This window comes from Acinetobacter sp. AOR14_HL (genome assembly GCF_027855175.1).
GTDB lineage: Bacteria > Pseudomonadota > Gammaproteobacteria > Pseudomonadales > Moraxellaceae > Acinetobacter > Acinetobacter calcoaceticus.
On the sequence record NZ_JAKTII010000008.1, the window covers coordinates 1 to 24,274 of the forward strand.

The window sequence follows — 24,274 nt, forward strand, 5'->3', positions numbered from 1 at the left end:
CTGAACTGCACCCCATAAGTTAGACTTTTTAAACTTATAAGGTGTGACCTATGCCAGTTCCAAAGCATTCAAAAGAGTTAAAACTCAAAGTAATTCAGGCTTATTTAGATGGTAGTAAAGGCTATAAAATTCTTTCCAAAGAGTTTAATGTAGATCTCCAAACCATTCGGTTATGGATTGAAAACTATAAGGCACATGGTACTGATGGGCTTAATATTAAAATTCAAAAAACTTATTATTCTTCAGAATTTAAAATCAATGCAATACAAATGCTTCTTGATAAGATACCCGTAAGAGAAGTAAGAAGACGGTTAAATCTGAGCGGGACGTCAATTTTAAGAAGATGGCTAGCTCTGTATCATAAAGAAGGGATTGCTGGGTTTAATACTAAACGGACTTATACCAATATGACTAAGCAAGATAAAACTAAAACAGTGAAACCAACAAGAGATGATAAAGACAAGTCTCAGCAAGAGCTCATTGATGAGCTTACAGCTTTACGCGCAGAGGTCGCTTTTTTAAAAAAGCTAAAAGCCTTAAAACTGAAGCAACGTACTTAAATTCAATTTGTACTGCAGACAGTGTTCAAATTATTTCAGAATTAAGGCAAATTTATCCATTAAAGCTCTTACTCAGTATTGCCAAGATAGCCCGTAGTACTTATTTCTACCACATGAAAGCTATACGCTCTAATGATAAATATACTGAGTTAAAACAGCAGATTAAGTCCATATACCATAAGCATAAGGGATGCTATGGCTATCGTAGAATTACTCTTGCTCTGAAAAGTACAGGAATAATGATTAACCATAAATGTGTATATCGACTCATGAAAACTATGGGACTTAAATCACGTATCAGAGCACTAAAATATCGCTCATATAAAAGTGGTTGTGTCGGGATAGTGGCTGATAACGTTTTACAACGGCAATTTAAAGCAAATCGACCAAATCAGAAATGGGCAACTGATGTAACGGAATTTAATGTGAACGGTGAAAAACTTTACCTATCCCCGATTATAGATTTATTTAATGGGGAAATTATTACATTCCGAATCCAACGCAAACTCAATTATGAGTTAGTAAAAGATATGCTCATTCATGCTTTGGCTAAACTTAAACGACATGAAAAACCAATTCTCCATTCCGATCAAGGATGGCAATATCAAATGGCTCATTACCAACAGCAATTAAAACAACAGGGTTTAATTCAAAGTATGTCTCGTAAGGGAAATTGTTTGGATAATGCTGTAATAGAAAGCTTCTTCGGAATATTAAAATCGGAGTGCTTTCATGGTGAAAAATTTCAATCAATTGATGAATTAGAGAAAACCATACAAGAGTACATTCATTATTATAATCATGAGAGAATCAAGGTGAAGTTACAAGGTTTATCCCCTGTACAATATAGAAATCAGTTTTTAAAAACTGCTTAATTAGCTGTCCAACTTTATGGGGTCAGATTATCCTACCGCTACGGGAGGAGACGAGGAGTTTACGCATAAGACTATCCCTCAGACGGAATAACTCTGATGCGATCTTTCATCACGGTCTGCTAAAACCGACTGGCAATGTAGGCCAGCTTGCAAAGGATAATCTGAGAGTTTACAGGTGTCAATGTAGCTTTTATGACAAGTTATTAAATTTCTTATTGTTTTTCATTAGATTAAATTAATTATTATTTTAAATATTATATACAATCAAATAGTTTTAATTGAAAATTTATTGAGAACTCAGTCATCAGTCTTTTAAAAAATTGGAGTAGCCTAATCTATCTATTAAGACTAAGCAAAATGAGCGCCTTGAGACTCAATGAGCTGATCAACCTGAACTGGCATCCCCAATAAATAACCTTGGAATTGCTGACAGCCTAAACGCGTTAAAATCTCAACCTGCTGCTGAGTTTCCACGCCTTCTGCCGTTACGGTTAAACCTAACTTTTTCGCTAAATGAATAATACTTTCGAGAATAACTTCTTCTTTTGAACCCGGTTTTAAATCAACAATAAAGCCACGGTCAATTTTCAGCTCATCTACGGGTAAGTCTTTTAAATATAAGAAGCTCGAATGCCCTGTTCCAAAATCATCAATGGCAACACGAATTCCCATGTCACGTAAGCGCTCACAAGCTCGGATACTCAAGTCTATATGCCGCATTGCAGTTGATTCAGTAATCTCAACAATTAAGTGGTGAGGTTGAATTTGATATTTTTTTAATAATGCTTCGAGTGTACTAAATAACTTTTTATTTTCAAATTGTAGTGCCGATAAGTTCACAGCAACTGGATAAAATGGGGTGTTACTGCGCTCCCACTCCTGAATTTGCAGGCAAGCTTGCTCAAGCGCCCAATATCCCATTGGAATGATCAAACCCGTTTTTTCCGCACCTTCAATGAACATATGCGGCGTAAGTATTCCTAACGCTGGGTGATTCCAACGGATTAATGCTTCAACTCCACAAACTTCAAGATTGGTATTAAATTTTGGTTGGTAATATAAGATGAACTGTTTTTCTTCTACGGCTTTATAAAGATCATTGATCAGTTTCGACTGACTTCTCGTTTCTTGCTGATGGGTTGAATAACTAAAGATGGTATACGTATTTCGGCCTTGTTCTTTAGACATGAGCATGGCGGCATCAGCGTTCATGAGTAAGTCCTGAACATTCTGTCCATGCTCAGGAAAGAGTGCCACACCCAAACTTGCAGAAATATTAATTTCCTTACCAGAAATTTGATAACTTTCCTGAATCAGTTGTAAAACTTTCTCAGCCAAAACAACTGCTTCGTCTGCATTTGTATTTTCTGCAATAAGCAAAAACTCATCACCACCAATTCTAAGCAGCTTACATTTTTCATTGAGTTGCCAATGCAAACGGTTCGCCATTTGAATGAGTAATTGATCACCGATATGATGCCCAAAAGCATCGTTAACCGATTTAAATCGGTCTAAATCAATATATAAAAAAGCAATTTTCTGGTCTTTATAGCGATGATCTGAAAGTAATACTTCTGCATAATCAACCAAGTAAAGACGGTTTGGCAGTTTAGTTAAATTATCTTGTATCGAGAGGTTTGCTAATTCTTTATTTGCCTTACGCAACTCTAAATTTTGTTGAGTGAGGCGCTGCTCCAACATCGCAACAATAAAACTTGCGACCAGTACCAAACATGTGACCAAGATAATCGTAAATAATAATAGGTCATGTTCAGCCTGATATTGGCTAATAAATTTATCAGTAATATTCGTTGCAATGAGCGCCGTATAGTGCATTCCCATAATACTTAAGGTCATCATTACCGAAAATGCGATTTTCAAAGTTAGACGATGACGTTCGGTATCTTTTAATTTATAGGCTAATAAAAATGCCAGCCCTGAACCGCTCATCGCAATTAATACAGAAAATAATAGCAAGAAAGAGGTGTAATCTTTTTTGTAGATATTAATATTCCAGCCCAACATACTAATGTAATATGAAGCTGAAATTCCGATTCCCATAATAATAGAACTTAAAATGAGCCGGAATAAAGGTAGCGTAAAACGTGAAGTCAACCACATGGCGATGCACGATAGCAAAGCACTAATGGCAAATGAAACGCTAATTAAAGGAATATTCGAGTTGACTGTTTCAAACAGATGATAAGCTTGTATACCAATAATATGAACAATGCTAATTGCTGATGCCAGCAATAATCCATTGATAAATAAAATTAAAAACTCAAATTTTTTATAGATTTGCTTGAATATTAATTGTTCCATGGAAATTACAAGAAAGCAAATGATGCCAGCTGCAATAAAAGAGCCGACGATCAATGTGCTATCGTAATCAACATGACCCATAGTGGACTTCCATGATTATTCAATACTTTTTTTTATTTTGTTCAACTCATTGCCCAAAATACAATTAAACATGTTAAAGAAATTTTAGTAAATTTGACTTATTCAGTCAGTTATAAACAATAACATTATCTATCTTTTGGTCAAGTATTTTTTACTTTATAAATCAATAGACTAAATAAAAAATAAGCAGCCAATTATATGAAAAATATAGAATTTATTTAATCCAGTCAAGTTGACTCAATCGCTCTTTTTCATATTCAAATAAAAACAGTATAAAAAAAGAACCCTGCTTAATGCAGGGTTCTTTTAAAGCTTTTTTAGAAAAAGAAAATTAGTTCTTTTCTTTGTCTACGATTTTGTTTGCTTGAATCCAAGGCATCATCGCGCGTAACTTATTACCAGTTACTTCAATACCATGTGCAGCATTTTGACGACGACGAGCAGTCATAGATGGGTAGTTTAATGCACCCTCTTGAATGAACATCTTCGCGTATTCGCCAGATTGAATACGTTTCAATGCATTACGCATTGCTTCACGAGACTGTTCGTTAATTACTTCAGTACCAGTTACATATTCGCCATACTCAGCATTGTTAGATACTGAGTAGTTCATGTCAGCGATACCGCCTTCGAACATCAAGTCAACGATCAATTTAAGTTCGTGTAAACATTCGAAGTAAGCCATTTCTGGTGCATAACCAGCTTCAACTAAAGTTTCGAAGCCCATTTTCACGAGTTCAACCGCACCACCACAAAGAACTGCTTGCTCACCGAATAAGTCAGTTTCAGTTTCTTCACGGAATGAAGTTTCGATAATACCAGTACGGCCGCCACCTACACCTGAAGCATAAGAAAGAGCAACGTTACGTGCATTACCAGAAGCATCTTGGTGAATTGCGATTAAGTCAGGAACACCTGAACCACGTTGGTATTCTGAACGAACTGTGTGACCAGGTGCTTTCGGAGCAACCATGATTACGTCTAAGTCTTTACGTGGAACAACTTGGTTATAAAGAATTGAGAAACCATGAGCAAATGCTAAAGTTGCGCCTTCTTTGATGTTTGGCTCAATCACGTCACGGTAAAGTTGTGATTGGAATTCATCTGGAGTCAAAATCATTACGAGGTCAGCTTGCTTAACAGCAGCAGGAACTTCTGCAACTTTAAGACCAGCATTTTCAGCTTTCTTCCAAGAAGCTGAATCTGCGCGTAAACCTACAGTTACGTCTACGCCTGAGTCTTTAAGGTTAAGTGCATGAGCATGACCTTGAGAGCCGTAACCAACAATCGCTACTTTCTTGCCTTGGATGATTGATAAGTCACAGTCTTTATCGTAAAAAATTTGCATTTGTGTTCTCCGCTAAAATACTTTTAAAAAATTAAATGGCTAATACTTTTTCGCCACGGGCGATACCAGATACACCTGAACGAACGACTTCTAGAATAGTGTTTTCTGCAAGCGCATCGATAAAACCATCTAATTTTTCAGTTGTCCCTGCTATTTGAATGGTATAGGTAGTTGGTGTCACGTCTACAATTTGCGCACGGAAAATATCCGCTGTTCGCTTAATTTCAGCACGTGAAGCACCTAACGCTTTTACTTTAATCAACATCAGTTCACGCTCAATGTGTGAACCTTCTGATAAATCTACTACTTTTACAACTTCAACAAGTTTGTTGAGCTGCTTTGTAATCTGTTCAATCTTATGGTCATCGCCATAAGTAGTTAACGTCAGACGTGATAAAGTTGGGTCTTCGGTTGGAGCTACATTCAACGTTTCAATGTTGTAGTTACGTTGACTGAATAAACCCACCAAACGAGAAAGCGCACCAGCTTCGTTTTCAACGAGTACAGAAATAATATGTCTCATTATGTACGCTCCCCTTTACCTAACCACATATCCTTCATTGACTGACCTGCGATCAGCATTGGATAAACATGTTCTGTACGATCAACCATGACATTAATGAATACACATTTATCATTAATTGCCATTGCTTCAGCAAGCTTCGACTCTAGTTCATCAGCATGATCAATTTGGATACCAACATGACCATAAGCTTCCATTAACTTGCCAAAATCAGGTAATGATTCAACATATGAGCTTGAGTGACGGCCTTCATAGTTCATATCTTGCCATTGTTTAACCATACCTAAAGCACGGTTATTCAAGCACAAGATCTTCACATTCATACCGTATTGCTTACAAGTTGAAAGCTCCTGAATACACATCTGAATTGAAGCTTCACCAGTAATACAAACTACCTGTTGATCTGGGAAAGCTAACTTGGCTGCCATTGCATAAGGTAAACCTACGCCCATGGTGCCTAATCCGCCTGAGTTAATCCATTGACGTGGACGTTTGTACTTGTAGTACAACGCACCAAACATTTGGTGTTGACCCACATCCGAAGTAATGATGGCATCACCATTGGTCGCTTTATATAAAGCTTCAACAACTTGCTGTGGCTTCATTGTGCCATCAGCCAGTGTTTCATACTTCAAGCCATGAACTTTACGCCATTCATTAATTTGATCCCACCATGCAGCAATTGCTTCAGGGTTAGGTTTAGACACATTCAATTGTTTCAATTGCGTCAACATTTCCTGAAGTACAGGCTCAACCGCCCCTACAATCGGAATGTGCGCCATGATCGTTTTTGAAATGCTCGCCGGATCAATATCAATATGAATAACTTTGGCATTCACACAGAATTTTGCAGGGTTATTGGTTACTCGGTCATCAAAACGTGCACCAATTGCAAGAATGACGTCAGCATTATGCATCGCCATGTTTGCTTCATAAGTACCGTGCATACCCAACATGCCCACAAACTGTGGATCATCGCCAGGGAAGCCACCAAGACCCATAAGTGTATTTGTCACTGGATAGCCCAACAAATGAGCCAACTCAGTCAATAATGCAGATGCATTACCTTGAACAACACCGCCACCAGTATAAATTACAGGGCGTTTAGCACTTAAAAGTTCATCAATCGCTTTGCGAATTTGACCAGAATGACCACGTGAAGGTGGCTGATAAGAACGCATCTTCACTTTTTCAGGATATTCGTACGCAAATTTTTCTGCAGGATTTGTCGCATCTTTTGGAATATCGACTACAACTGGGCCAGGACGGCCACTTGATGCAATATAAAATGCTTTTTTGATAATTGCAGGAATTTCACTTGCGTGACGAACTTGGAAGCTGTGTTTCACGATAGGACGTGAAATACCCACCATATCAGTTTCCTGGAAAGCGTCTTCACCAATAAGATGTGATGCAACTTGGCCAGACAAAATCACCATTGGGATTGAGTCCATATAAGCTGTTGCAATTGGAGTCACAGTATTAGTTGCGCCAGGTCCAGAAGTGACCAGTACTACGCCAGTCTTACCTGTCGCACGCGAGTAAGCATCTGCCATATGACCAGCAGCTTGTTCATGACGTACGAGGTAATGATTAATTTTGTCTTGTTGAAATAGCGCATCATAAATATGTAATACAGCGCCGCCTGGATAACCAAAAACATGTTCAACGCCTTCGTCCGCAAGAGCACGAACGAGCATTTCACCACCAGATAAAAGTTCCAACGTGATTCACCCTAAATTCTTTATCACTATTTATGGAAGGCACAAATAGTGTTTCATTCATTGAATTGTCTGCACTGTTATAGCACACATATTGTCTAGTTTTCGTTGCAATAGAAAAATTTCTGTTTTTCAGCCGTATAAGCTTTTTTAACATTAATAAAGCATGTCTGGATATACATACTTTAAGTAAAATCAATCTCTCGGCTAGAGAGAATGTCTATTACAAAACATGACGGTTATTCGAAGGGTGATCAAATAATCGCATATAAAACTAAAGGAAGCATTTTTGTTGTTTAATTCACTAAAGTCAAGATTAAAGAAAAGGTTTTTCCATAAAAATTTTTAGCTGCTTCTTTTTTAATCTAAAATTTGGTAGTTCCAATCCCTATTTATTAAAAATAATTATTCTTTTTTATATAAAACCATACATTGTAAATTGCTTATTTATAAACTTTATTTAAATATAGTCAGCTTTTTTGGGGAAGATCTGATATGAATTTATCTTATTTAAAAACAAGCTTATATACAGTAGTAACAACGGTAATTTTAATTTACTCAAGTCAAAGTCAGGCACAGCAATATTATAAATGGATGGATAAAAGTGGCTCTACACATTACACCACGACTCCGCCACCTAAGAGTGCAAAACATTTGAACAAAGTTTCAACTTACGGCAGCCAACCATCCGTAAAAAATTCGACACCCACCTCAGAACAACAACCTCAAGATAAAACAGATAAAGTAGTGCAAGAAACAGCTAACTTAGAACAGGACAAAGGTGTACCCGCTGTACCAGTTCCGCCCGCCCCATCCGCAGCAGCACGATAACCAAAATGAGAGTGGTGAATATTTTCACCACTCTTCTATTATTTAAAATAAAGAAGAATAGATTGAGAAATGTTTATTGCTCATATTAAAAGATAAAATCCTGATCTAAAAACTGACATTTCCCCTTATTTTGCGCTATGCTGTGCAGCAATCTTTCATTTCAATTTTCGTTGTATAGCTTACGTCTATGACTATTTCTCACATTGACCCCGAATATCAAGCAAACACGATTGAACCATCAGTTCAACAAGATTGGGAAAATCGTAAAGTCTTTAAAGTTGCCGACACTGTCGAAGGTAAACATCGCTACATCCTGTCAATGTTTCCTTACCCAAGCGGCAAGCTGCATATGGGGCATGTGCGTAACTATACAATTGGCGATGTAATTAGCCGTTTTTACCGTTTAAAAGGTGAAACTGTATTACAACCTATGGGTTGGGATGCATTCGGTTTACCTGCTGAAAACGCAGCAATTGCCCATAAAGTTGCTCCGGCAAAATGGACATTTGAAAACATTGCCTACATGCGTGACCAATTAAAAAAATTGGGTCTATCTGTAGACTGGGATCGCGAGTTCGCAACTTGTACACCAGAGTATTATCACTGGGAACAATGGTTATTTGTTCAGCTTTATAAAAAAGGCCTGATCTACCGTAAACTTTCAACAGTAAACTGGGATCCGGTTGACCAAACAGTTTTGGCAAACGAACAAGTTGAAAATGGTCGTGGCTGGCGCTCAGGTGCATTGGTTGAAAAACGCGACATTCCTATGTACTACTTCCGTATTACGGATTATGCACAAGAATTATTAGACGATCTTGACACCCTACAAGACGGCTGGCCTCAACAAGTGTTGACCATGCAACGTAACTGGATTGGTCGCTCTACAGGCATGGAAATTACTTTCCCATCTGCCAATACAGAAATTTATGCTGATGGCTTAACTGTTTATACAACACGTGCTGACACGCTTATGGGCGTGACTTATGTTGCTGTTGCAGCAGAACACCCTCTTGCGCTTAAAGCTGCTGAAACTAACCCTGAATTGGCTGCATTTATTGAAGAATGCCGCATGGGTTCAGTTGCAGAAGCGGACTTGGCGACAGCTGAGAAAAAAGGCATGGCAACAGGCTTGTTTGTAAAACATCCTGTAACTGGTGAAGAGCTTCCTGTTTGGATCGCAAACTACGTATTAATGTCTTATGGCTCTGGCGCTGTTATGGCGGTGCCTGCACATGACGAACGTGATTTTGAATTTGCTAACAAGTTTAATTTATCAATCAAGCAAGTCATTGATGCTAAAGGCGCTGACGATGCAGACTACTCTGCAACCCAGTGGCAAGAATGGTACGGTTCTAAAGAAGGTAAACTTGTTAACTCTGGCGAGTTTGACGGTTTAGAATTCCAAGCTGCTTTTGATGCATTCCTTGCAAAATTAGAACCACAAAATTTAGCAAATTCTAAAGTTCAATTCCGTTTACGTGACTGGGGTGTATCTCGTCAACGTTACTGGGGCTGTCCAATTCCAATGATTAACTGTGATACTTGTGGTCAAGTCACAGTACCTGAAGATCAACTGCCTGTTGTATTACCAACAGACGTTGTACCAGATGGTTCAGGCAACCCGCTTAATAAAATGCCTGAATTCTATGAAACTAAATGTCCTTGTTGTGGTGGCGATGCACGTCGTGAAACAGATACTTTAGATACTTTCGTAGAGTCATCTTGGTACTATGCACGTTATGCTTCTCCAGACTTCACTGGTGGTATGGTTAAACCTGAAGCAGCTCAAAACTGGCTTCCTGTGAACCAATACATCGGTGGTGTTGAGCACGCGATTCTTCACTTACTTTATGCACGTTTCTTCCACAAATTAATGCGTGATGAAGGCGTTGTACAAGGTAATGAACCATTTACCAACTTGTTAACTCAAGGCATGGTGCTTGCAGACACGTTCTACCGTGAAGCAGAAAATGGTAAGAAAACTTGGTTTAACCCAGCTGATATTGAGTTAGAACGCGATGAAAAAGGTCGTATTCTTTCTGCAAAATATTCAGGTGATGGTCAAGAAGTTGTGATCGGCGGACAAGAAAAAATGTCTAAGTCGAAAAACAACGGTATCGACCCGCAAGCGATTATTGATCAATACGGTGCAGATACTGCTCGTGTATTCATGATGTTTGCTGCTCCACCAGATCAATCTTTAGAATGGTCTGATGCAGGTGTTGAAGGTGCAAACCGTTTCTTGAAACGTGTATGGCGTCTTGTAGCAGGCTTCCTTGAAAAAGGAAACTCAACTTCTACAATCGATACTGCAAACTTGTCTAAAGATGCTCAAGATTTACGTCGTAAAACACACGAAACCATTCAAAAGGTAAGTGATGATATTGAACGTCGTCATGCATTCAATACTGCTATTGCTGCTTTAATGGAGTTGTTAAACGCAAGCAACAAGTTTGAAGCAAAAGATGACAACGACATTGCTGTAGAACGTGAAGCGATCACTACACTTTTAACTTTGCTCGAACCGTTTGCACCACATTTAAGCCAAACTTTATTGGCTCAATTTGGTACAGATGTTACAGCAGCAACGTTCCCTGAAGTCGATGCTTCTGCGTTAACACGTAATACGCAAACGATTGTTGTACAGGTTAACGGTAAACTTCGCGGTAAACTTGAAGTTTCTGTTGATATTTCTAAAGAAGATCTATTAGCTCAAGCTAAAGCTCTGCCAGAAGTTCAACAATTCTTAACAGGACCAACAAAAAAAGAAATTGTGGTTCCAAATAAACTAGTTAACCTCGTGGTTTAATTAAAGTTATTAATGAGAGGATCAAGCATGCACTTAGCCAAACGTTTAGCCGCTGTTGTTTTAACCTTAGGCCTTAGTGCAGGCTTAGTCGGGTGTGGATTTCACTTAAAAGGAACCAACCCGACTGCGACTCCGCTTGTTTATAAAAAGTTAAGCCTTGAGTTACCAGCTAAAACTGATGATTTGGAAACGCAGTTAAAAGTGTATTTGGCTGCCAATGGTGTTCAATTCAGTAATGATAGTGATGCCTATGTACTCCGTGTTTTGGAATACACACCACGTCGTCAGCTTTTAAATGGAAAACTGACAGAAGTATTATTACGCCTAACCGTAACCTTCCAGATTGAAGATCGTCAGGGTAATAAAATTACTGAACCACGCTCATTAACTGCATCTCGTAGTTATCAATATGACTTGGCAACAGTCAACACTGAAAATCAGCAAGAAACCTACTTACAACATATTGTGATTGATGATATTGCACAACAAATTACTCGTCAGATTTCAGCAAATCGTTTGCCAAAAGCTCAGCCTTAATCTGTATTTTTGCCTGCAATGAAAATTGACTATTTACAAGCCTTAAAACGTACTCCGGAAGCTCGGGGTGCGTGGATTTTGCATGGGCAAGAGCCCTTATTAGAACAAAATTTATTAGATGCCTTTCGCAAAAGCTGGCAACAACAAGAAGTTGAAAGACAGCGCTATGATATTAGTAGCGTGAGCGACTGGAAAAATGTCTTTAACGCACTTAATAGCTTATCTTTATTTTCTCAACAGCTTGCTATTGAAGTACACGGCAATATAAAACCTGATGCAAATGGCTTAAAACAACTTAAAAGCTATATACAACATAATGAACATAACCTGTTATTAATTGTTTTACCCAAACAAGATAGTAGCAGCTTAAAATCTGCTTTTTTTCAAGTTGTTGAAGCAAATGGGGTTGTAGTTGCTCTAACGGCAAATTACCCACAAGACCGTCAACGTATTTTAAACGTAGAAGCAGAAAAGCTTGAGATTCAGCTCGACAATGATGCTTGGCAATGGTTAATGCAACATCATGAGCACAATTTGCTCGCAGCTAAAAATAGCTTGATGCGTGTAAGAGACACATTTCCAGACCAAAAACTGATTTTGATTGAGCATTTATATGCTTGTTTGCAAGATCAATCACGTTATACCACCTATGATTTAAGTGATGCGTTATTAGAAGGCAACCTTGGCCAATCTATTAAGATTTTTCAATATCTAATTGCAGCAGGCGAACCAGATAGTCTGATTTTATGGACTTTAAGTAAAGAAATGCGCTTGTTGATGCAATTGTTTGAGCAACCTCATAATGCCCTACAGCTGGGTATATGGAAAACTAAGGTTGGTTTATATCAACAAGCCTTAAGAAGGCTAAATCCACAACAGTTCTTAGGCTGGTCTACCCTTCTATTGCAAATTGATGCAGCAATTAAAGGAATGTCGAACGAAAATGCAGAACATTTAATGCAGCAGGCGATTGCTGAATTATGTGGGAAAACACTATTTATACAATAATTCGGCTGAATCATTTTTCTTCATTCCTGAAATATCATAAAAATTCACGTTTTATCCTCATTTCGCTTTTATACTAAATTAAATTTTAAACTTTTCGACCTCTCGCCATGCCAAAAATAAAGCCAATCAAACTTGTTATTATCATCGTCTGTATAGTCATTATTGCTCTTTTAGCCTGGAAGTTTTTCAAGCCAAAACAGCAGCAGCCACAATATATTACTGCCGAGGTAACGCGCGGGGATATTGAAAATAATGTACTTGCAACAGGTACACTTGATGCAACCAAACTTATTAGTGTCGGTGCGCAGGTATCTGGTCAGGTTAAAAAGATGTATGTACAACTGGGCGATCAGGTTAAGCAAGGTCAACTTATTGCGCAAATTGATTCAACCACACAAGAAAATAGTTTAAAAACTTCTGATGCGAATATTAAAAATTTAGAAGCACAGCGCCTTCAACAAGTTGCTTCTTTGAATGAAAAGCAACTTGAATACCGCCGTCAGCAACAAATGTATGCGCAAGATGCGACACCACGCGCAGATCTAGAATCTGCTGAAGCAAGCTATAAAACAGCTCAAGCACAAATCAAAGCATTAGATGCGCAAATTGAATCTGCAAAAGTGACTAGATCTACGGCGCAAACCAATATTGGTTATACACGTATTCTTGCTCCAACTGATGGTACGGTTGTCGCAATTGTGACGGAAGAAGGTCAAACGGTAAACGCAAACCAAAGTGCGCCAACAATTGTCAAAATTGCAAAATTACAAAATATGACGATTAAGGCGCAAGTCAGTGAAGCTGACATTATGAAAGTTGAGAAAGGCCAACAGGTTTATTTCACTACCTTAGGTGAAGACACTAAGCGTTACGCAACCTTACGTCAAATTGAACCTGCTCCTGATTCAATTTCTAGCGAATCAACAAGTACGACAAGCTCAACAACGAGTTCAGCTGTTTACTATAATGCCCTATTTGATGTGCCAAATACCGATGGTAAATTGCGTATTGATATGACTGCTCAAGTTTATATCGTTTTAAATTCAGCTAAAAATGCCCTGCTCGTTCCTTCATCAGCGCTTAGCTCTAAACAATTTTCAGGTCAAAGGAAATCAGGCCAATCATCTGATAAAGCAAGCTCCACACCTGAAGCTGCTAAAAAGTCTCAAGGAAATGGAGCTCGTTTGGAGCGTCTTAACCTGACTGCCGAGCAAAAACAGCTAGTTGAACAAGGCAAGTTAACTTTAAGTGTTGTACGCATATTACAAGCCGATGGCACAGCTAAACCAACTCAGATTTTGGTTGGCATCAACAACCGTGTAAATGCGCAAGTTCTTGCGGGCTTAAAACAAGGTGATCAAGTTGTCATTGCCGATAGCGCAGATACTTCTGCTGCATCAGCTAATAGTAGTAATAACCGTCGCCGTAGTGGCCCAATGGGAATGTAAGCATGACAAAACAAGCTTTGCTTGAAGTCAGCAATCTGGTCCGGGAATTCCCTGCTGGCGAAAGCACAATACAAATTTTAAAAGGGATTGACCTTACCATTTATGAAGGTGAACTGGTTGCCATTGTCGGCCAGTCTGGTTCGGGTAAGTCAACGCTCATGAACATTTTGGGCTGCTTAGACCGCCCTACCAGTGGTAGTTACAAAGTTAGTGGGCAAGAGACTGGTAAGTTAGAGCCAGATCAGCTCGCTCGACTACGTCGTGAATATTTTGGTTTTATTTTCCAGCGCTACCATTTACTGGGTGACTTATCTGCTGAAGGTAACGTCGAAGTTCCAGCTGTTTATGCAGGTGTTACGCCTTCTGAGCGTAAACAACGCGCAACAGCTCTACTTACCGAATTAGGGTTAGGCACTAAAACACTTAATAGACCAAGTCAGCTTTCTGGTGGTCAGCAACAACGTGTTTCTATTGCTCGTGCCCTCATGAATGGTGGTGACGTTATCCTTGCGGATGAACCAACAGGAGCACTCGACTCACATAGTGGCGTTGAAGTTATGCGTATTTTGCGTGAACTCAATGCTGCTGGTCACACTATTATTCTGGTGACACACGATATGCAAGTTGCAAAAAATGCGACTCGTATTATCGAGATTAGTGACGGAGAAATTATTAGTGACCGTCCTAATGTTCCAGATCAAGCAGCCGAACCAATCAAGTCTGATCCTGATGCCGCTCCTGCTTTACAAGGTAAACAGAAGAAAGGCAAAAGTATTTCTGCATGGCGTTCAACTTTAGACCGTTTATCTGAAGCCTTCCAAATGGCTTTACTGTCTATGAATGCCCATCGCATGCGTACTTTTTTAACCATGCTTGGCATCATTATTGGTATTGCATCTGTTGTTACCGTGGTCGCTCTAGGTAAAGGGTCTCAACAGCAAATTTTAAGCAATATTAGTAGTCTGGGAACCAATACGATTACGGTGTTTCAGGGCCGTGGTTTTGGTGACAACTCCAAAACTGCAAGCTTTAAGACCTTGGTTCCTGCCGATGCCGATGCGTTAATGACTCAACCTTATGTTAGTGCAGTCAGTCCGATGGTCAGTACATCCAAGACTATGCGCTATCAACAGAATGAAGCAAACGCCACCATTAATGGTGTGAGTAATGATTATTTCGATGTAAAAGGTTTGGTCTTTAAAGATGGGCAAACTTTTGATCAACGTAGTGTTCGTGATCGTTCACAAGATGTAGTGATTGATACCAATACGCAAAAACAATTCTTTAGTGATGGTAGCAACCCAATTGGCCAAGTCGTACTGCTCGGTAGCGTACCAGCGCGCATTATCGGGGTTGTAGAACCGCAAACAAGCGGCATGGGCTCAGATGACACGTTAAATGTGTATATGCCTTATACAACTGTTATGAGCCGTATGTTAGGTCAGTCCAATGTACGCAATATCGTGGTTCGTATTAATGATAAATATTCAACTACAGCCGCAGAAAATGCGATTGTAAACTTATTAACCCAGCGCCATGGTGCACAAGATATTTTCACTATGAACAGTGACAGTATCCGTCAAACCATCGAGAAAACAACCAGCACGATGACCCTTCTGGTTTCAGCAATTGCCGTAATTTCATTGGTCGTTGGTGGTATTGGGGTAATGAATATTATGCTGGTTTCTGTGACTGAACGTACTCAGGAAATTGGTGTACGTATGGCTGTAGGCGCACGTCAAAGTGATATTTTGCAGCAATTTCTTATTGAAGCAATTTTAGTCTGTTTAATTGGTGGTGTGCTTGGTGTCTTACTGTCACTTGGCCTTGGACAACTCATTAATAAATTTGCTGGCGGTAACTTTAGCGTGGCTTATTCAAGCACTTCTATTATTGCAGCATTTGTGTGTTCAACACTGATTGGTGTCGTTTTTGGTTTCTTACCAGCCAAGAATGCGGCAAAACTCGACCCAGTTGCAGCACTATCACGAGAATAAGGAAAATTGCATGTCTTTCTCTATGACTAAACTCAGCACAGCACTTCTCCTCACAAGCTCTCTTGTTGGATGTGCTGCTGTAGTAAAAACACCTTACGAAACACCTGCGGTACAAGTTCCGGGTAGTTTTCAGTATGACGCCACAAAAGCAAAAACCATGTCTGCCGATCAATATTCTGACCGTTGGTGGACACTTTTTGGTGATGCACAGCTTAATCAGCTCGTAAGCAATGTATTAGAACGTAACAGTGACTTAGCTGTCGCAGGGATTACCTTAAAACAAGCACGTTTACAAGCTGACCTAACAGCAAACAAGCAAGGCTTACGTACTAGCTCTAGTGTTTCTACTGGACATTCTTTTGATTTAAACTCAGGAGATGATAGCGCTAAAGGTCTATCAATGAGTGCGGGCGTAAGCTATGAGGTTGATTTGTTTGGTAAGCTTGCACGCCAAACTGAAGCAAGCAAATGGGAAGCTTTAGCAACTGAACAAGACTTACAAGCCACTGGACAAAGTTTAATTGCAACCACGGCTAAATTGTATTGGCAACTCGGTTATTTAAATGAACGTTATGCGACTGCTCAGCAGAGTCTGGCGACCTCACAAAAGCTATATCAACTGGTGCAGATTCAGTATAAAGCTGGTGCTGTTTCAGGTGTAGATCTTACTCAAGCAGAACAATCTGTACAAAGCCAAAAAGCGAGCCTAAGCCAGATCGAGCAACAACTCGTTGAAACACGTACTGCCATTGCCGTGCTCTTACATGAACCATTGCAACAGTTAAACATTCAAGAGCCTAAACGTTTGCCACGCAATGCACTACCAGCAATTGGTGCAGGCCTACCTGCCGATATTTTATCGCGCCGTCCCGATTTACAAGCCTCTGAGCTTCGTTTGAAAAAGGCGCTCGCGACTAAAGATGCTACTAAGGCGAGCTACTATCCATCGATTAGCTTAACCAGTAGTTTGGGTTCAACAAGTACATCATTGACAGAACTGTTACGTAACCCTGCCCTAACTTTAGGTGCAAGTTTAAGCTTACCGTTTTTGCAATATAACGATATGAAGAAAGATATTGCGATTAGCAATCTTGATTATGAAAAAGCGATTATTCAATATCGCCAGACGCTTTATCAGGCTTTTGCTGATGTAGAAAATGCTTTATCAAGTCGTACAGAACTCGATAAACAAGTAGCGTTACAAGAGCGTAATATTGAACTTGCAGAAAAAACTGAACGTTTAACTGAAGTCCGTTATCGTTATGGTGCTGTCGCATTAAAAACACTTCTTGATGCTCAGCAAACTACACGTACTGCACGCTTAAGCCTTGTTGAAACTAAACAAAGCCAATACAACGCGTATGTCACCCTCATGCAAGCTTTAGGTGGTTCACCTGTAAAAGAACTGCCGAATTAATAGCACTATAGTTGCTATTTCTTTATTCAATTAGAGTTATCAGCTCATTTTCGATGGGCTGATAACTCTTGATTATTGTGCATCTTGACGAAAATATTGTTTTTATATGTCGATAAAAATAAGATAGAAAATCCAATTAATTATATTTTATTATCACAACGATATATCAAAAGAGAGTAGTTAAATGCACGAACCTTGGGTAAATGGAATTATCAAAAAGTGGACTTTAGATAACATTGGAGATGAGCTATATGAATTGATAATTCACAAGGAAAAAAATGTCATTTGTACATGTGGGCGTTTTGCTCATTCGAGTGGTTCAAAGTCTGTTTCTTTCGAACAATTTATAGCAGGTGAACTTGATGACTTAATTTCCAAAACAATGGGTGAAGATATATTAAACCAGGCAAAAGAATATATAAGAGAACAAATAGTATAAATTGCTTAACTATGTACTTTTGCCACGTAAGCTCTGCGCGGCGATATAAAATTACCAAAGTACAGCTTAACAAATCGAATTTTTAAGTATTTACTAAATTATAAACTGGTCTATTAACCTAGACAGTAGAGAATCCAATGTTTGATGAGTGGCTTGAATATTACGAAAATCATGAATGGTCTATTGAAGGGCCATATCCCAAAAACGAATAATTAGGACTAACGATATATTTATATTAATTTTGAAATCGCACGAAAAATAAAAATCAGATTGTCAAAACAAAGCCGCTATAAAAGCGGCTTTATTATATAAATTAGATCAATCTAATTATTCATCATCCATCATAGATTGGCTCATACCTACTGTATTGAAACCAGCATCTACATATAGAATTTCACCAGTGATACCTGAAGCCCATGGTGAGCATAGGAATAATGCTGCATTACCCACTTCGTCAATGGTTACGTTGCGTTTTAATGGCGCAACTTTTTCATTAGCATCTAACATTTTACGGAAAGATTTAATACCAGAAGCAGCCAATGTACGAATTGGACCCGCAGAAATCGCGTTTACACGAATACCGTCAACACCTAAGCTTGATGCCAAGTAGCGAACACCAGCTTCTAAAGAAGCTTTTGCCATACCCATAACATTATAGTTAGGCATAACACGCTCAGAACCTTGGTAAGTCAAAGTCAATAAGCAACCTTGGCGAGCTTGTAATAATGGTTTTGCAGCACGTGCCATCGCAATAAAGCTGTATGCACTGATGTCATGAGCAACTTTAAAACCGTCACGGTCAGTCACGTCAGTAAAATCACCATCAAGTGTATGTGCAGGAGCAAAGCCGATAGAGTGAACTACACCATCTAGACCGTCCCAATGTTTTGCAAGTTCTGCAAATGCATTGTCAATTTCGCTATCAACTGCAACATCACATGGGAACACAAGCTTAGAACCGAATTGCTCAGCAAATTCATCCACACGTTTTTTTAATTTTTCGTTTGGATAAGTAAACGCAAGCTCTGCACCTTCGCGGTGTAATGCTTGGGCAATACCAAAAGCAATTGATAATTTACTAGCAACGCCTGCAATCAAAAAGCGTTTACCTGCTAAAAGTCCTTGTGTCATGCCGATCTCACTCAAAACAATTTAAAGCATAATGCCAATATTCAACGGTTTTCGAAATTGCATAATGCATCTTTTTTCAAAAATCGCACGAAAAAAAATCGCCCCTCATGAGGAGCGACTTCTAAATGAATATAATTTTAGTCGTCAGATAACAAACCAATCAAACGTAAAAAAGAGATATACATCCAAACTAAAGTTGCAAGTAATGCGATACCACACAACCATTCCATGAATTTTGGCGCACGATATGCTGCGTTGGTTTCAATTAAATCAAAATCTAAAATCAGGTTCAGTGAAGCAACCACAGCAACAAATGCAGCAAAACCAATCCCTAACCAGTTACTTTCAAAAATATAAGGAACACTAGAACCAAATGCTAAACGCATGATCATCTGTACGATAAATACAATAAAGATCGCTAACGAAGCAGATATCACAACTGACTTGAACTTTTCAGTTGCGCGTATAATTTGGAATTTATATAAACTAAACATGACCAATGTTGTCACGAAAGTGGCAAGTAATGCTTGTAAAGGCACACCTGGGTATTTCATTTGAAAAGTAAAAGAAATGCCACCTAAAAATGCGCCTTCAAATAAAGCATATGGAATTGCCAATGTTGGTGCAGTCGTTGGTTTAAACGTTGTAATTACAGCTAAAACCAAGCCACCAATTGCACCGACAATTGAAGCAGCGTAAGCAATACCAATATTTGCAGTAAAAGCTGCGTAGAAAAATAAAGCAATGCCCACAGCCGCTGCAATGACCGTCAACATAACAGATTTTTGAATCGCACCTTGCACAGTCATTGGTTGACTATAGTCACTGACCGTTTCAACACGTGTCAGTATCGGGTTATTACTTTGCATAAATGCTCTCTTTTTATAATAAAAATTTAAAACATCATTTTAAGCAAAATGAATATGAAAGCCAAATCAGGCTCTCGGCATTATTGTAACAATGTCCTTTAAGCAATAAAAAAAGGGGCAGCAACCCCCTTTCATATTACGTATACAACGTAATCAATCTTTACCATCAGTATTCATAATAAAGAAGTATTCACGGTAATATTTCAACTCAGAAATTGAGTCACGAATATCATCCATTGCTAAATGCGATGCATTCTTTTTCAGACCGCTCATGATTTCAGGGCGCCAGCGTTTTGAAAGTTCTTTTACGGTAGACACGTCAAGATTACGATAATGGAAATATTGCTCAAGCTCAGGCATAAGACGATGTAAGAAGCGGCGATCCTGACAAATCGAGTTACCGCACATCGGTGAAACTTTTGGATTGACCCATTTTTTTAGGAATTCTAAAGTCTGTAGCTCAGCATCACGAGCTGTCAATTTGCTACGACGAACTCGCTCAACTAACCCAGATTGTCCATGTTGGCGGGTATTCCACTCATCCATTGCATTTAAAATACGATCAGGTTGATGGATAGCCAAGACCGGACCTTCGGCAAGTACATTTAAATTATCATCTGTAATAATTGTTGCGATTTCAATAATTTGGTCATTATCGGTATCTAAACCGGTCATTTCCAGATCAATCCAAATTAATCGTGTATTTAAAGTACTGCTCATGTATGTACGTTCTAAAATGCCGTAAAAACATCAATAGTAGCAAATTTCTTGCATCTGCGCTGTAATTCTATAGCCGCTTCATGCTATTTTTGCCATCTTCAAACAGTGGTTTTTTTGGGATATGAATGGCTTTAATTCGTAAGCGTCGTTTAACTGAACAGCAGCAACGTCGTATTGAAAAACAGCACAAAACTCGCCAAGAAGAGGCCGATACTTCACAAGATCTGGACGGACTCGTTGTACAACATTATGGCCGCCAACTCGAAGTACAGGCACTCTCTGTACCTGAGCATCACCCAGAAAAACCTCAAGTTGCCGAAGGAGAGCCAGAACCATTCTGGAAACCTATCGAGCTCAAAAGCATATGGCGCTGTCACACTCGAACTAACCTTGAGTTACTTGTGACTGGTGACCGAGTTAAATGGCAAGCAGACCCGAACACAGGTTTAGGCATTATTACTGCCATTCATCCACGCAACTCATTACTCACCCGCCCAGACCGTTATCACAAGGTTAAACCAGTTGCAGCAAATATCAGTTTGATTGTAATTGTATTTTCTCCCCTTCCTGAACCAGCTCCGACATTAATCGACCGTTATTTAGTGGCTTGCGCAGACGCTAACATTCCTGCACTTTTAGTCTTAAATAAATCAGATTTACTCACTGAAAATGACCCAATTCTCACGCTATTAGAAGAATATAAAACTTTGGGTTATGAGGTGATGATTTGTCAGTCTAAAAAGGGAGATATCTCTGCTTTATCTGAACGTTTAGATGGCGAAACGGTAGCTTTCGTTGGCCAATCGGGTGTAGGGAAAAGTTCTTTAATTAATGTATTAATTCCAGATGCAGAGCAAAAAACAAATATTATTTCTGAAAACTCTGCACTTGGTCAACACACAACAACCTCTACACGTTTAATGAATTTCGGTAAAAATGGCGCGTTAATCGATTCACCGGGAATTCGTGAATTTGGGCTTTGGCATCTTGATTTAGAAAAAATTCGTATGGGCTTTCCAGAAATTGAAGCACATTTAGGTTCTTGCCAATTCCGTAATTGTACCCATACTCATGAAAAGAACTGTGGGCTAAAACACGCTGTAGAATCTGGTGAAATTTTGCCACGGCGCCTAGATAGCTTTTTGCGTTTAAATGATGAGATTCAAGAAGCACAGCAAAAAAACTAATTTTCTGTCCGCTTTGCACTTGAAGTGGTGATTTTGATCACCATCTATATACGCTATACTCTAGGTCAATTTTGTTTTTAATTTTTTTTAGGTGACTTGTGGAACGCTGGTTAGAGTTTATGGGGAATCACCCCATTTTGTTTGGTACGCTCGGAGTCTTGGTCGTGTTGTTCTTCATTTTTGAAGGTCAGCGTAACGGTCGTAAAATTTCACCACAGTCGCTTGGTATTTTAGTGAAAGCGAAAAATGCCATACTGATCGACTTGCGCGATAGTAAAGACTTCCGTGAAGGTCATATTAGTGGCAGCCGCAATATTCCTTTCAGCCAAATTGCAAGTCATGCTGATGAATTAAAAGCAAGTGAGCGTCCATTGGTATTTATTTGCAACCTCGGGCAAGTTGCTGGTAGTGCTTTGCAAAAAGTTGCTCACCATGACAGCTATCGTCTTGATGGTGGTATTAGTAACTGGAAAGCACAAGGCTTACCTCTTGTAAAAAGCAAACCAAAAGCTTAAGGAGAATTATTATGACTGCAAATGTCATTGTTTACTCAACTTCTGTATGCCCGTATTGCGTTCGAGCTAAACAGTTACTTGAGCGTAAAGGTATTGCTTACAAAGAAGTAAATCTTTCTGTTGAAGCACCGGAAGTACGTGTTGAATTAATGCAACGCACGAATCATCGTACTGTCCCACAAATTTTTATTAACGATCAGTTTATTGGCGGTTTTGACCAACTTTATGCTTTAGAGCGTGAAGGTAAACTCGACGAATTATTGGCTTAACATCGCATCCATATTAAGGAAAAAACAATGAGCGAAGAACAACAAGTTCAACCACAATTAGCTTTAGAGCGTATTTATACAAAAGATATTTCTTTTGAGGTTCCTGGGGCGCAGGTTTTTACTAAACAATGGCAACCTGAACTCAATATCAATCTTTCTTCTGCTGCAGAAAAAATTGATCCAACTCATTTTGAAGTTTCTTTAAAAGTTGTGGTACAAGCCGATAACGACAACGAAACAGCGTTCATTGTAGATATCACTCAATCAGGTATTTTCTTGATTGATAATATTGAAGAAGATCGTTTACCTTATATTTTAGGCGCTTATTGCCCAAATATTTTGTTCCCGTTCTTACGTGAAGCGGTAAATGATTTAGTGACTAAAGGTAGCTTCCCACAGTTACTTCTTACTCCAATCAACTTTGATGCAGAGTTCGAAGCAAATATGCAACGTGCTCAAGCTGTTGAAGGTCAAGCTTAATTTTTTAGCTTGTTCTAAACTAAAAAACCGCGTAATTCGCGGTTTTTTTTATGTCTGCTATTCGCTTATTAAGTATCAAGTGAATGAAGCTGAATTGTAGGAAACTGAAAACCACGGCAAGATAATTCTGAGCGCCATGCCACTGTTAACATCATATTACCCACAACGAAGTTTTGATAAGCAAATGTCCCAATAAGTGGATGAGAACATATTCCGCCATTGTCTGTAGGATGTGCTTGGGTATTTAAAGTGTTTAAATCTAATCGTATACCGAGACCTGATGCTTTTAGAACAGCTTCTTTAGTCGTCCAGACTTTAAACCAGTATTCTCTGTCTTGTTCTAAGCTTAGCCACGTTTCATATTCATCAGGATGAAATGCATGCTGGGCTAAAGCTTCCAAACGAACTTTACGGTCTAGTTCTTCAACATCTACACCGATATCTTTAATATGCGGGCTCATCGCTAAAGCGTAGTATTGTTGGCTATGGGAGTGATTGAAATCTAAATCATGATTCAGTAAATATGGCTTGCCATGCTCATGCTTTGCAAATTCTAAATCCGTTATTGTAATTTGTAATTTCTGTGCTATCAGCTCGTTTCTAATGTTATGTATTTGCTGTTTTTTATAATGATTAAATGCACGAAAGTCAGGAAAATCTTGTTTAGGTTTTAAAAGAAGCCGGGACAATGTCTGTGTGTAGACTTCAATATTACGCTTAGACATTATCCCGACCTTATTTAAAATTAATTAGAATTTAACCACGTCGCCTTTTAAGGTAACGCCCGCCATCATGGCACCTTTATAGCAATCGTAAGTTGTCGTACTTGTGGTTTCATTAGCTTTAAAATAGCTCACAATATTGGTAACCGCGTTTGCACCTTGTGCTTTAGCATTGTTTTGCATTTGGATGAGTGCTGAACGTAAAACCCAGTCACAAGACGTTGCTGCTGACTTACCAAAACCATTGGTCTTTTTATTGGTCACCGCATCTTTTTGAATGACTTTACCACCAGATTTTGTACCCTTTAAATAAAACTTTACCGAACCATCTAAAGTGCCATCTGCAACTGCACGGTCTACAGCTTCTTTAAAATTTAACTGATGTACTTCATCTCCAGCCTGAACAGTGGCAGTAAAACCCGCACTTAGCATTGCTACAAATAAAAGTTTTTTATTTAACAT

Annotated in this window: 23 protein-coding genes; 14 read left to right on the forward strand and 9 right to left on the reverse strand. The window is 38.9% G+C overall.

Annotated elements, in window-relative coordinates; translation table 11 throughout:
- The first annotated feature begins 50 nt into the window (after positions 1 to 50).
- Together MKL38_RS08315 and MKL38_RS08320 are read left to right on the forward strand one after the other, a co-directional pair.
- A complete protein-coding gene (locus MKL38_RS08315; RefSeq protein WP_270902241.1) occupies positions 51 to 560 on the forward strand; it encodes a helix-turn-helix domain-containing protein in 510 nt (169 codons plus the stop codon).
- Positions 561 to 565: 5 nt separating this feature from the next.
- Positions 566 to 1,435, forward strand: coding sequence for an IS3 family transposase (locus MKL38_RS08320; protein ID WP_270902571.1), 870 nt, complete (start codon positions 566 to 568; stop codon positions 1,433 to 1,435).
- A 348-nt stretch (positions 1,436 to 1,783) separates the two neighbouring features.
- Here MKL38_RS08320 and MKL38_RS08325 read toward each other — a convergent pair whose 3' ends face one another.
- The 4 genes from MKL38_RS08325 to MKL38_RS08340 all read right to left on the reverse strand — a co-directional run bounded on the left by MKL38_RS08325 (position 1,784) and on the right by MKL38_RS08340 (position 7,433).
- Positions 1,784 to 3,838, reverse strand: a complete 2,055-nt coding sequence (locus tag MKL38_RS08325; protein WP_270903036.1) for a bifunctional diguanylate cyclase/phosphodiesterase — start codon at positions 3,836 to 3,838, stop codon at positions 1,784 to 1,786.
- Positions 3,839 to 4,169: 331 nt separating this feature from the next.
- Complete coding sequence (ilvC, locus tag MKL38_RS08330) at positions 4,170 to 5,186, reverse strand: ketol-acid reductoisomerase (protein WP_003654954.1); 1,017 nt, start codon at positions 5,184 to 5,186, stop codon at positions 4,170 to 4,172.
- 31 nt (positions 5,187 to 5,217) lie between these two features.
- Positions 5,218 to 5,709 (reverse strand): acetolactate synthase small subunit, encoded by a 492-nt coding sequence (gene ilvN / locus MKL38_RS08335; RefSeq protein ID WP_001215920.1) that lies wholly within the window; start codon positions 5,707 to 5,709, stop codon positions 5,218 to 5,220.
- Positions 5,709 to 7,433, reverse strand: coding sequence for an acetolactate synthase 3 large subunit (locus tag MKL38_RS08340; protein ID WP_003654952.1), 1,725 nt, complete (start codon positions 7,431 to 7,433; stop codon positions 5,709 to 5,711). The genes ilvN and MKL38_RS08340 overlap by 1 nt, the downstream gene beginning before the upstream one ends.
- 492 nt (positions 7,434 to 7,925) lie before the next feature.
- Here MKL38_RS08340 and MKL38_RS08345 point away from each other — a divergent pair, with 492 nt between their 5' ends.
- From MKL38_RS08345 to MKL38_RS08380, 8 genes are all read left to right on the forward strand, one after another.
- Positions 7,926 to 8,261, forward strand: coding sequence for a DUF4124 domain-containing protein (locus MKL38_RS08345; RefSeq protein ID WP_270903037.1), 336 nt, complete (start codon positions 7,926 to 7,928; stop codon positions 8,259 to 8,261).
- Positions 8,262 to 8,448: 187 nt separating this feature from the next.
- Complete coding sequence (gene leuS, locus MKL38_RS08350) at positions 8,449 to 11,073, forward strand: leucine--tRNA ligase (protein WP_199990074.1); 2,625 nt, start codon at positions 8,449 to 8,451, stop codon at positions 11,071 to 11,073.
- Between the two features lie 27 nt (positions 11,074 to 11,100).
- Positions 11,101 to 11,610 (forward strand): LPS-assembly lipoprotein LptE, encoded by a 510-nt coding sequence (locus MKL38_RS08355; protein WP_092707358.1) that lies wholly within the window; start codon positions 11,101 to 11,103, stop codon positions 11,608 to 11,610.
- A gap of 18 nt (positions 11,611 to 11,628) precedes the next feature.
- Positions 11,629 to 12,618 carry a DNA polymerase III subunit delta gene (holA, locus tag MKL38_RS08360; RefSeq protein ID WP_017391267.1) on the forward strand — a complete coding sequence of 330 codons (990 nt, stop codon included), beginning with the start codon at positions 11,629 to 11,631 and terminating at the stop codon, positions 12,616 to 12,618.
- 107 nt (positions 12,619 to 12,725) lie between these two features.
- Positions 12,726 to 14,066 carry a MacA family efflux pump subunit gene (locus tag MKL38_RS08365; protein ID WP_151743488.1) on the forward strand — a complete coding sequence of 447 codons (1,341 nt, stop codon included), beginning with the start codon at positions 12,726 to 12,728 and terminating at the stop codon, positions 14,064 to 14,066.
- 2 nt (positions 14,067 to 14,068) lie between these two features.
- Complete coding sequence (locus tag MKL38_RS08370; RefSeq protein WP_005036880.1) at positions 14,069 to 16,063, forward strand: MacB family efflux pump subunit; 1,995 nt, start codon at positions 14,069 to 14,071, stop codon at positions 16,061 to 16,063.
- 22 nt (positions 16,064 to 16,085) lie between these two features.
- Positions 16,086 to 17,480, forward strand: coding sequence for an efflux transporter outer membrane subunit (locus MKL38_RS08375; RefSeq protein ID WP_270903144.1), 1,395 nt, complete (start codon positions 16,086 to 16,088; stop codon positions 17,478 to 17,480).
- A gap of 184 nt (positions 17,481 to 17,664) precedes the next feature.
- Positions 17,665 to 17,919 carry a hypothetical protein gene (locus MKL38_RS08380; protein WP_004641165.1) on the forward strand — a complete coding sequence of 85 codons (255 nt, stop codon included), beginning with the start codon at positions 17,665 to 17,667 and terminating at the stop codon, positions 17,917 to 17,919.
- Between the two features lie 327 nt (positions 17,920 to 18,246).
- Here MKL38_RS08380 and MKL38_RS08385 read toward each other — a convergent pair whose 3' ends face one another.
- The 3 genes from MKL38_RS08385 to orn form a co-directional block, all read right to left on the reverse strand.
- Complete coding sequence (locus tag MKL38_RS08385; RefSeq protein WP_003654938.1) at positions 18,247 to 19,050, reverse strand: enoyl-ACP reductase FabI; 804 nt, start codon at positions 19,048 to 19,050, stop codon at positions 18,247 to 18,249.
- 137 nt (positions 19,051 to 19,187) lie between these two features.
- Complete coding sequence (locus MKL38_RS08390) at positions 19,188 to 19,919, reverse strand: Bax inhibitor-1/YccA family protein (RefSeq protein ID WP_270903038.1); 732 nt, start codon at positions 19,917 to 19,919, stop codon at positions 19,188 to 19,190.
- A gap of 153 nt (positions 19,920 to 20,072) precedes the next feature.
- Positions 20,073 to 20,639: an oligoribonuclease gene (gene orn, locus MKL38_RS08395; protein WP_005036888.1), complete on the reverse strand. Its 567-nt coding sequence runs from the start codon at positions 20,637 to 20,639 to the stop codon at positions 20,073 to 20,075.
- Positions 20,640 to 20,764: 125 nt separating this feature from the next.
- Between orn and rsgA the strand changes: the two genes are divergently transcribed.
- The 4 genes from rsgA (at position 20,765) to secB (ending at position 23,090) form a co-directional block, all read left to right on the forward strand.
- Positions 20,765 to 21,826 (forward strand): ribosome small subunit-dependent GTPase A, encoded by a 1,062-nt coding sequence (gene rsgA, locus MKL38_RS08400; RefSeq protein ID WP_270903039.1) that lies wholly within the window; start codon positions 20,765 to 20,767, stop codon positions 21,824 to 21,826.
- A 98-nt stretch (positions 21,827 to 21,924) separates the two neighbouring features.
- Positions 21,925 to 22,341 carry a rhodanese-like domain-containing protein gene (locus MKL38_RS08405; protein ID WP_003654928.1) on the forward strand — a complete coding sequence of 139 codons (417 nt, stop codon included), beginning with the start codon at positions 21,925 to 21,927 and terminating at the stop codon, positions 22,339 to 22,341.
- 11 nt (positions 22,342 to 22,352) lie between these two features.
- Positions 22,353 to 22,610: a glutaredoxin 3 gene (grxC, locus tag MKL38_RS08410; RefSeq protein WP_003654926.1), complete on the forward strand. Its 258-nt coding sequence runs from the start codon at positions 22,353 to 22,355 to the stop codon at positions 22,608 to 22,610.
- Positions 22,611 to 22,637: 27 nt separating this feature from the next.
- A complete protein-coding gene (gene secB, locus MKL38_RS08415) occupies positions 22,638 to 23,090 on the forward strand; it encodes a protein-export chaperone SecB (protein ID WP_003654925.1) in 453 nt (150 codons plus the stop codon).
- 68 nt (positions 23,091 to 23,158) lie between these two features.
- Here secB and MKL38_RS08420 read toward each other — a convergent pair whose 3' ends face one another.
- Both MKL38_RS08420 and MKL38_RS08425 read right to left on the reverse strand, forming a co-directional pair.
- Positions 23,159 to 23,815, reverse strand: coding sequence for a 4'-phosphopantetheinyl transferase family protein (locus MKL38_RS08420; RefSeq protein WP_270903040.1), 657 nt, complete (start codon positions 23,813 to 23,815; stop codon positions 23,159 to 23,161).
- 24 nt (positions 23,816 to 23,839) lie between these two features.
- Positions 23,840 to 24,274, reverse strand: a complete 435-nt coding sequence (locus MKL38_RS08425) for a hypothetical protein (RefSeq protein WP_005036894.1) — start codon at positions 24,272 to 24,274, stop codon at positions 23,840 to 23,842.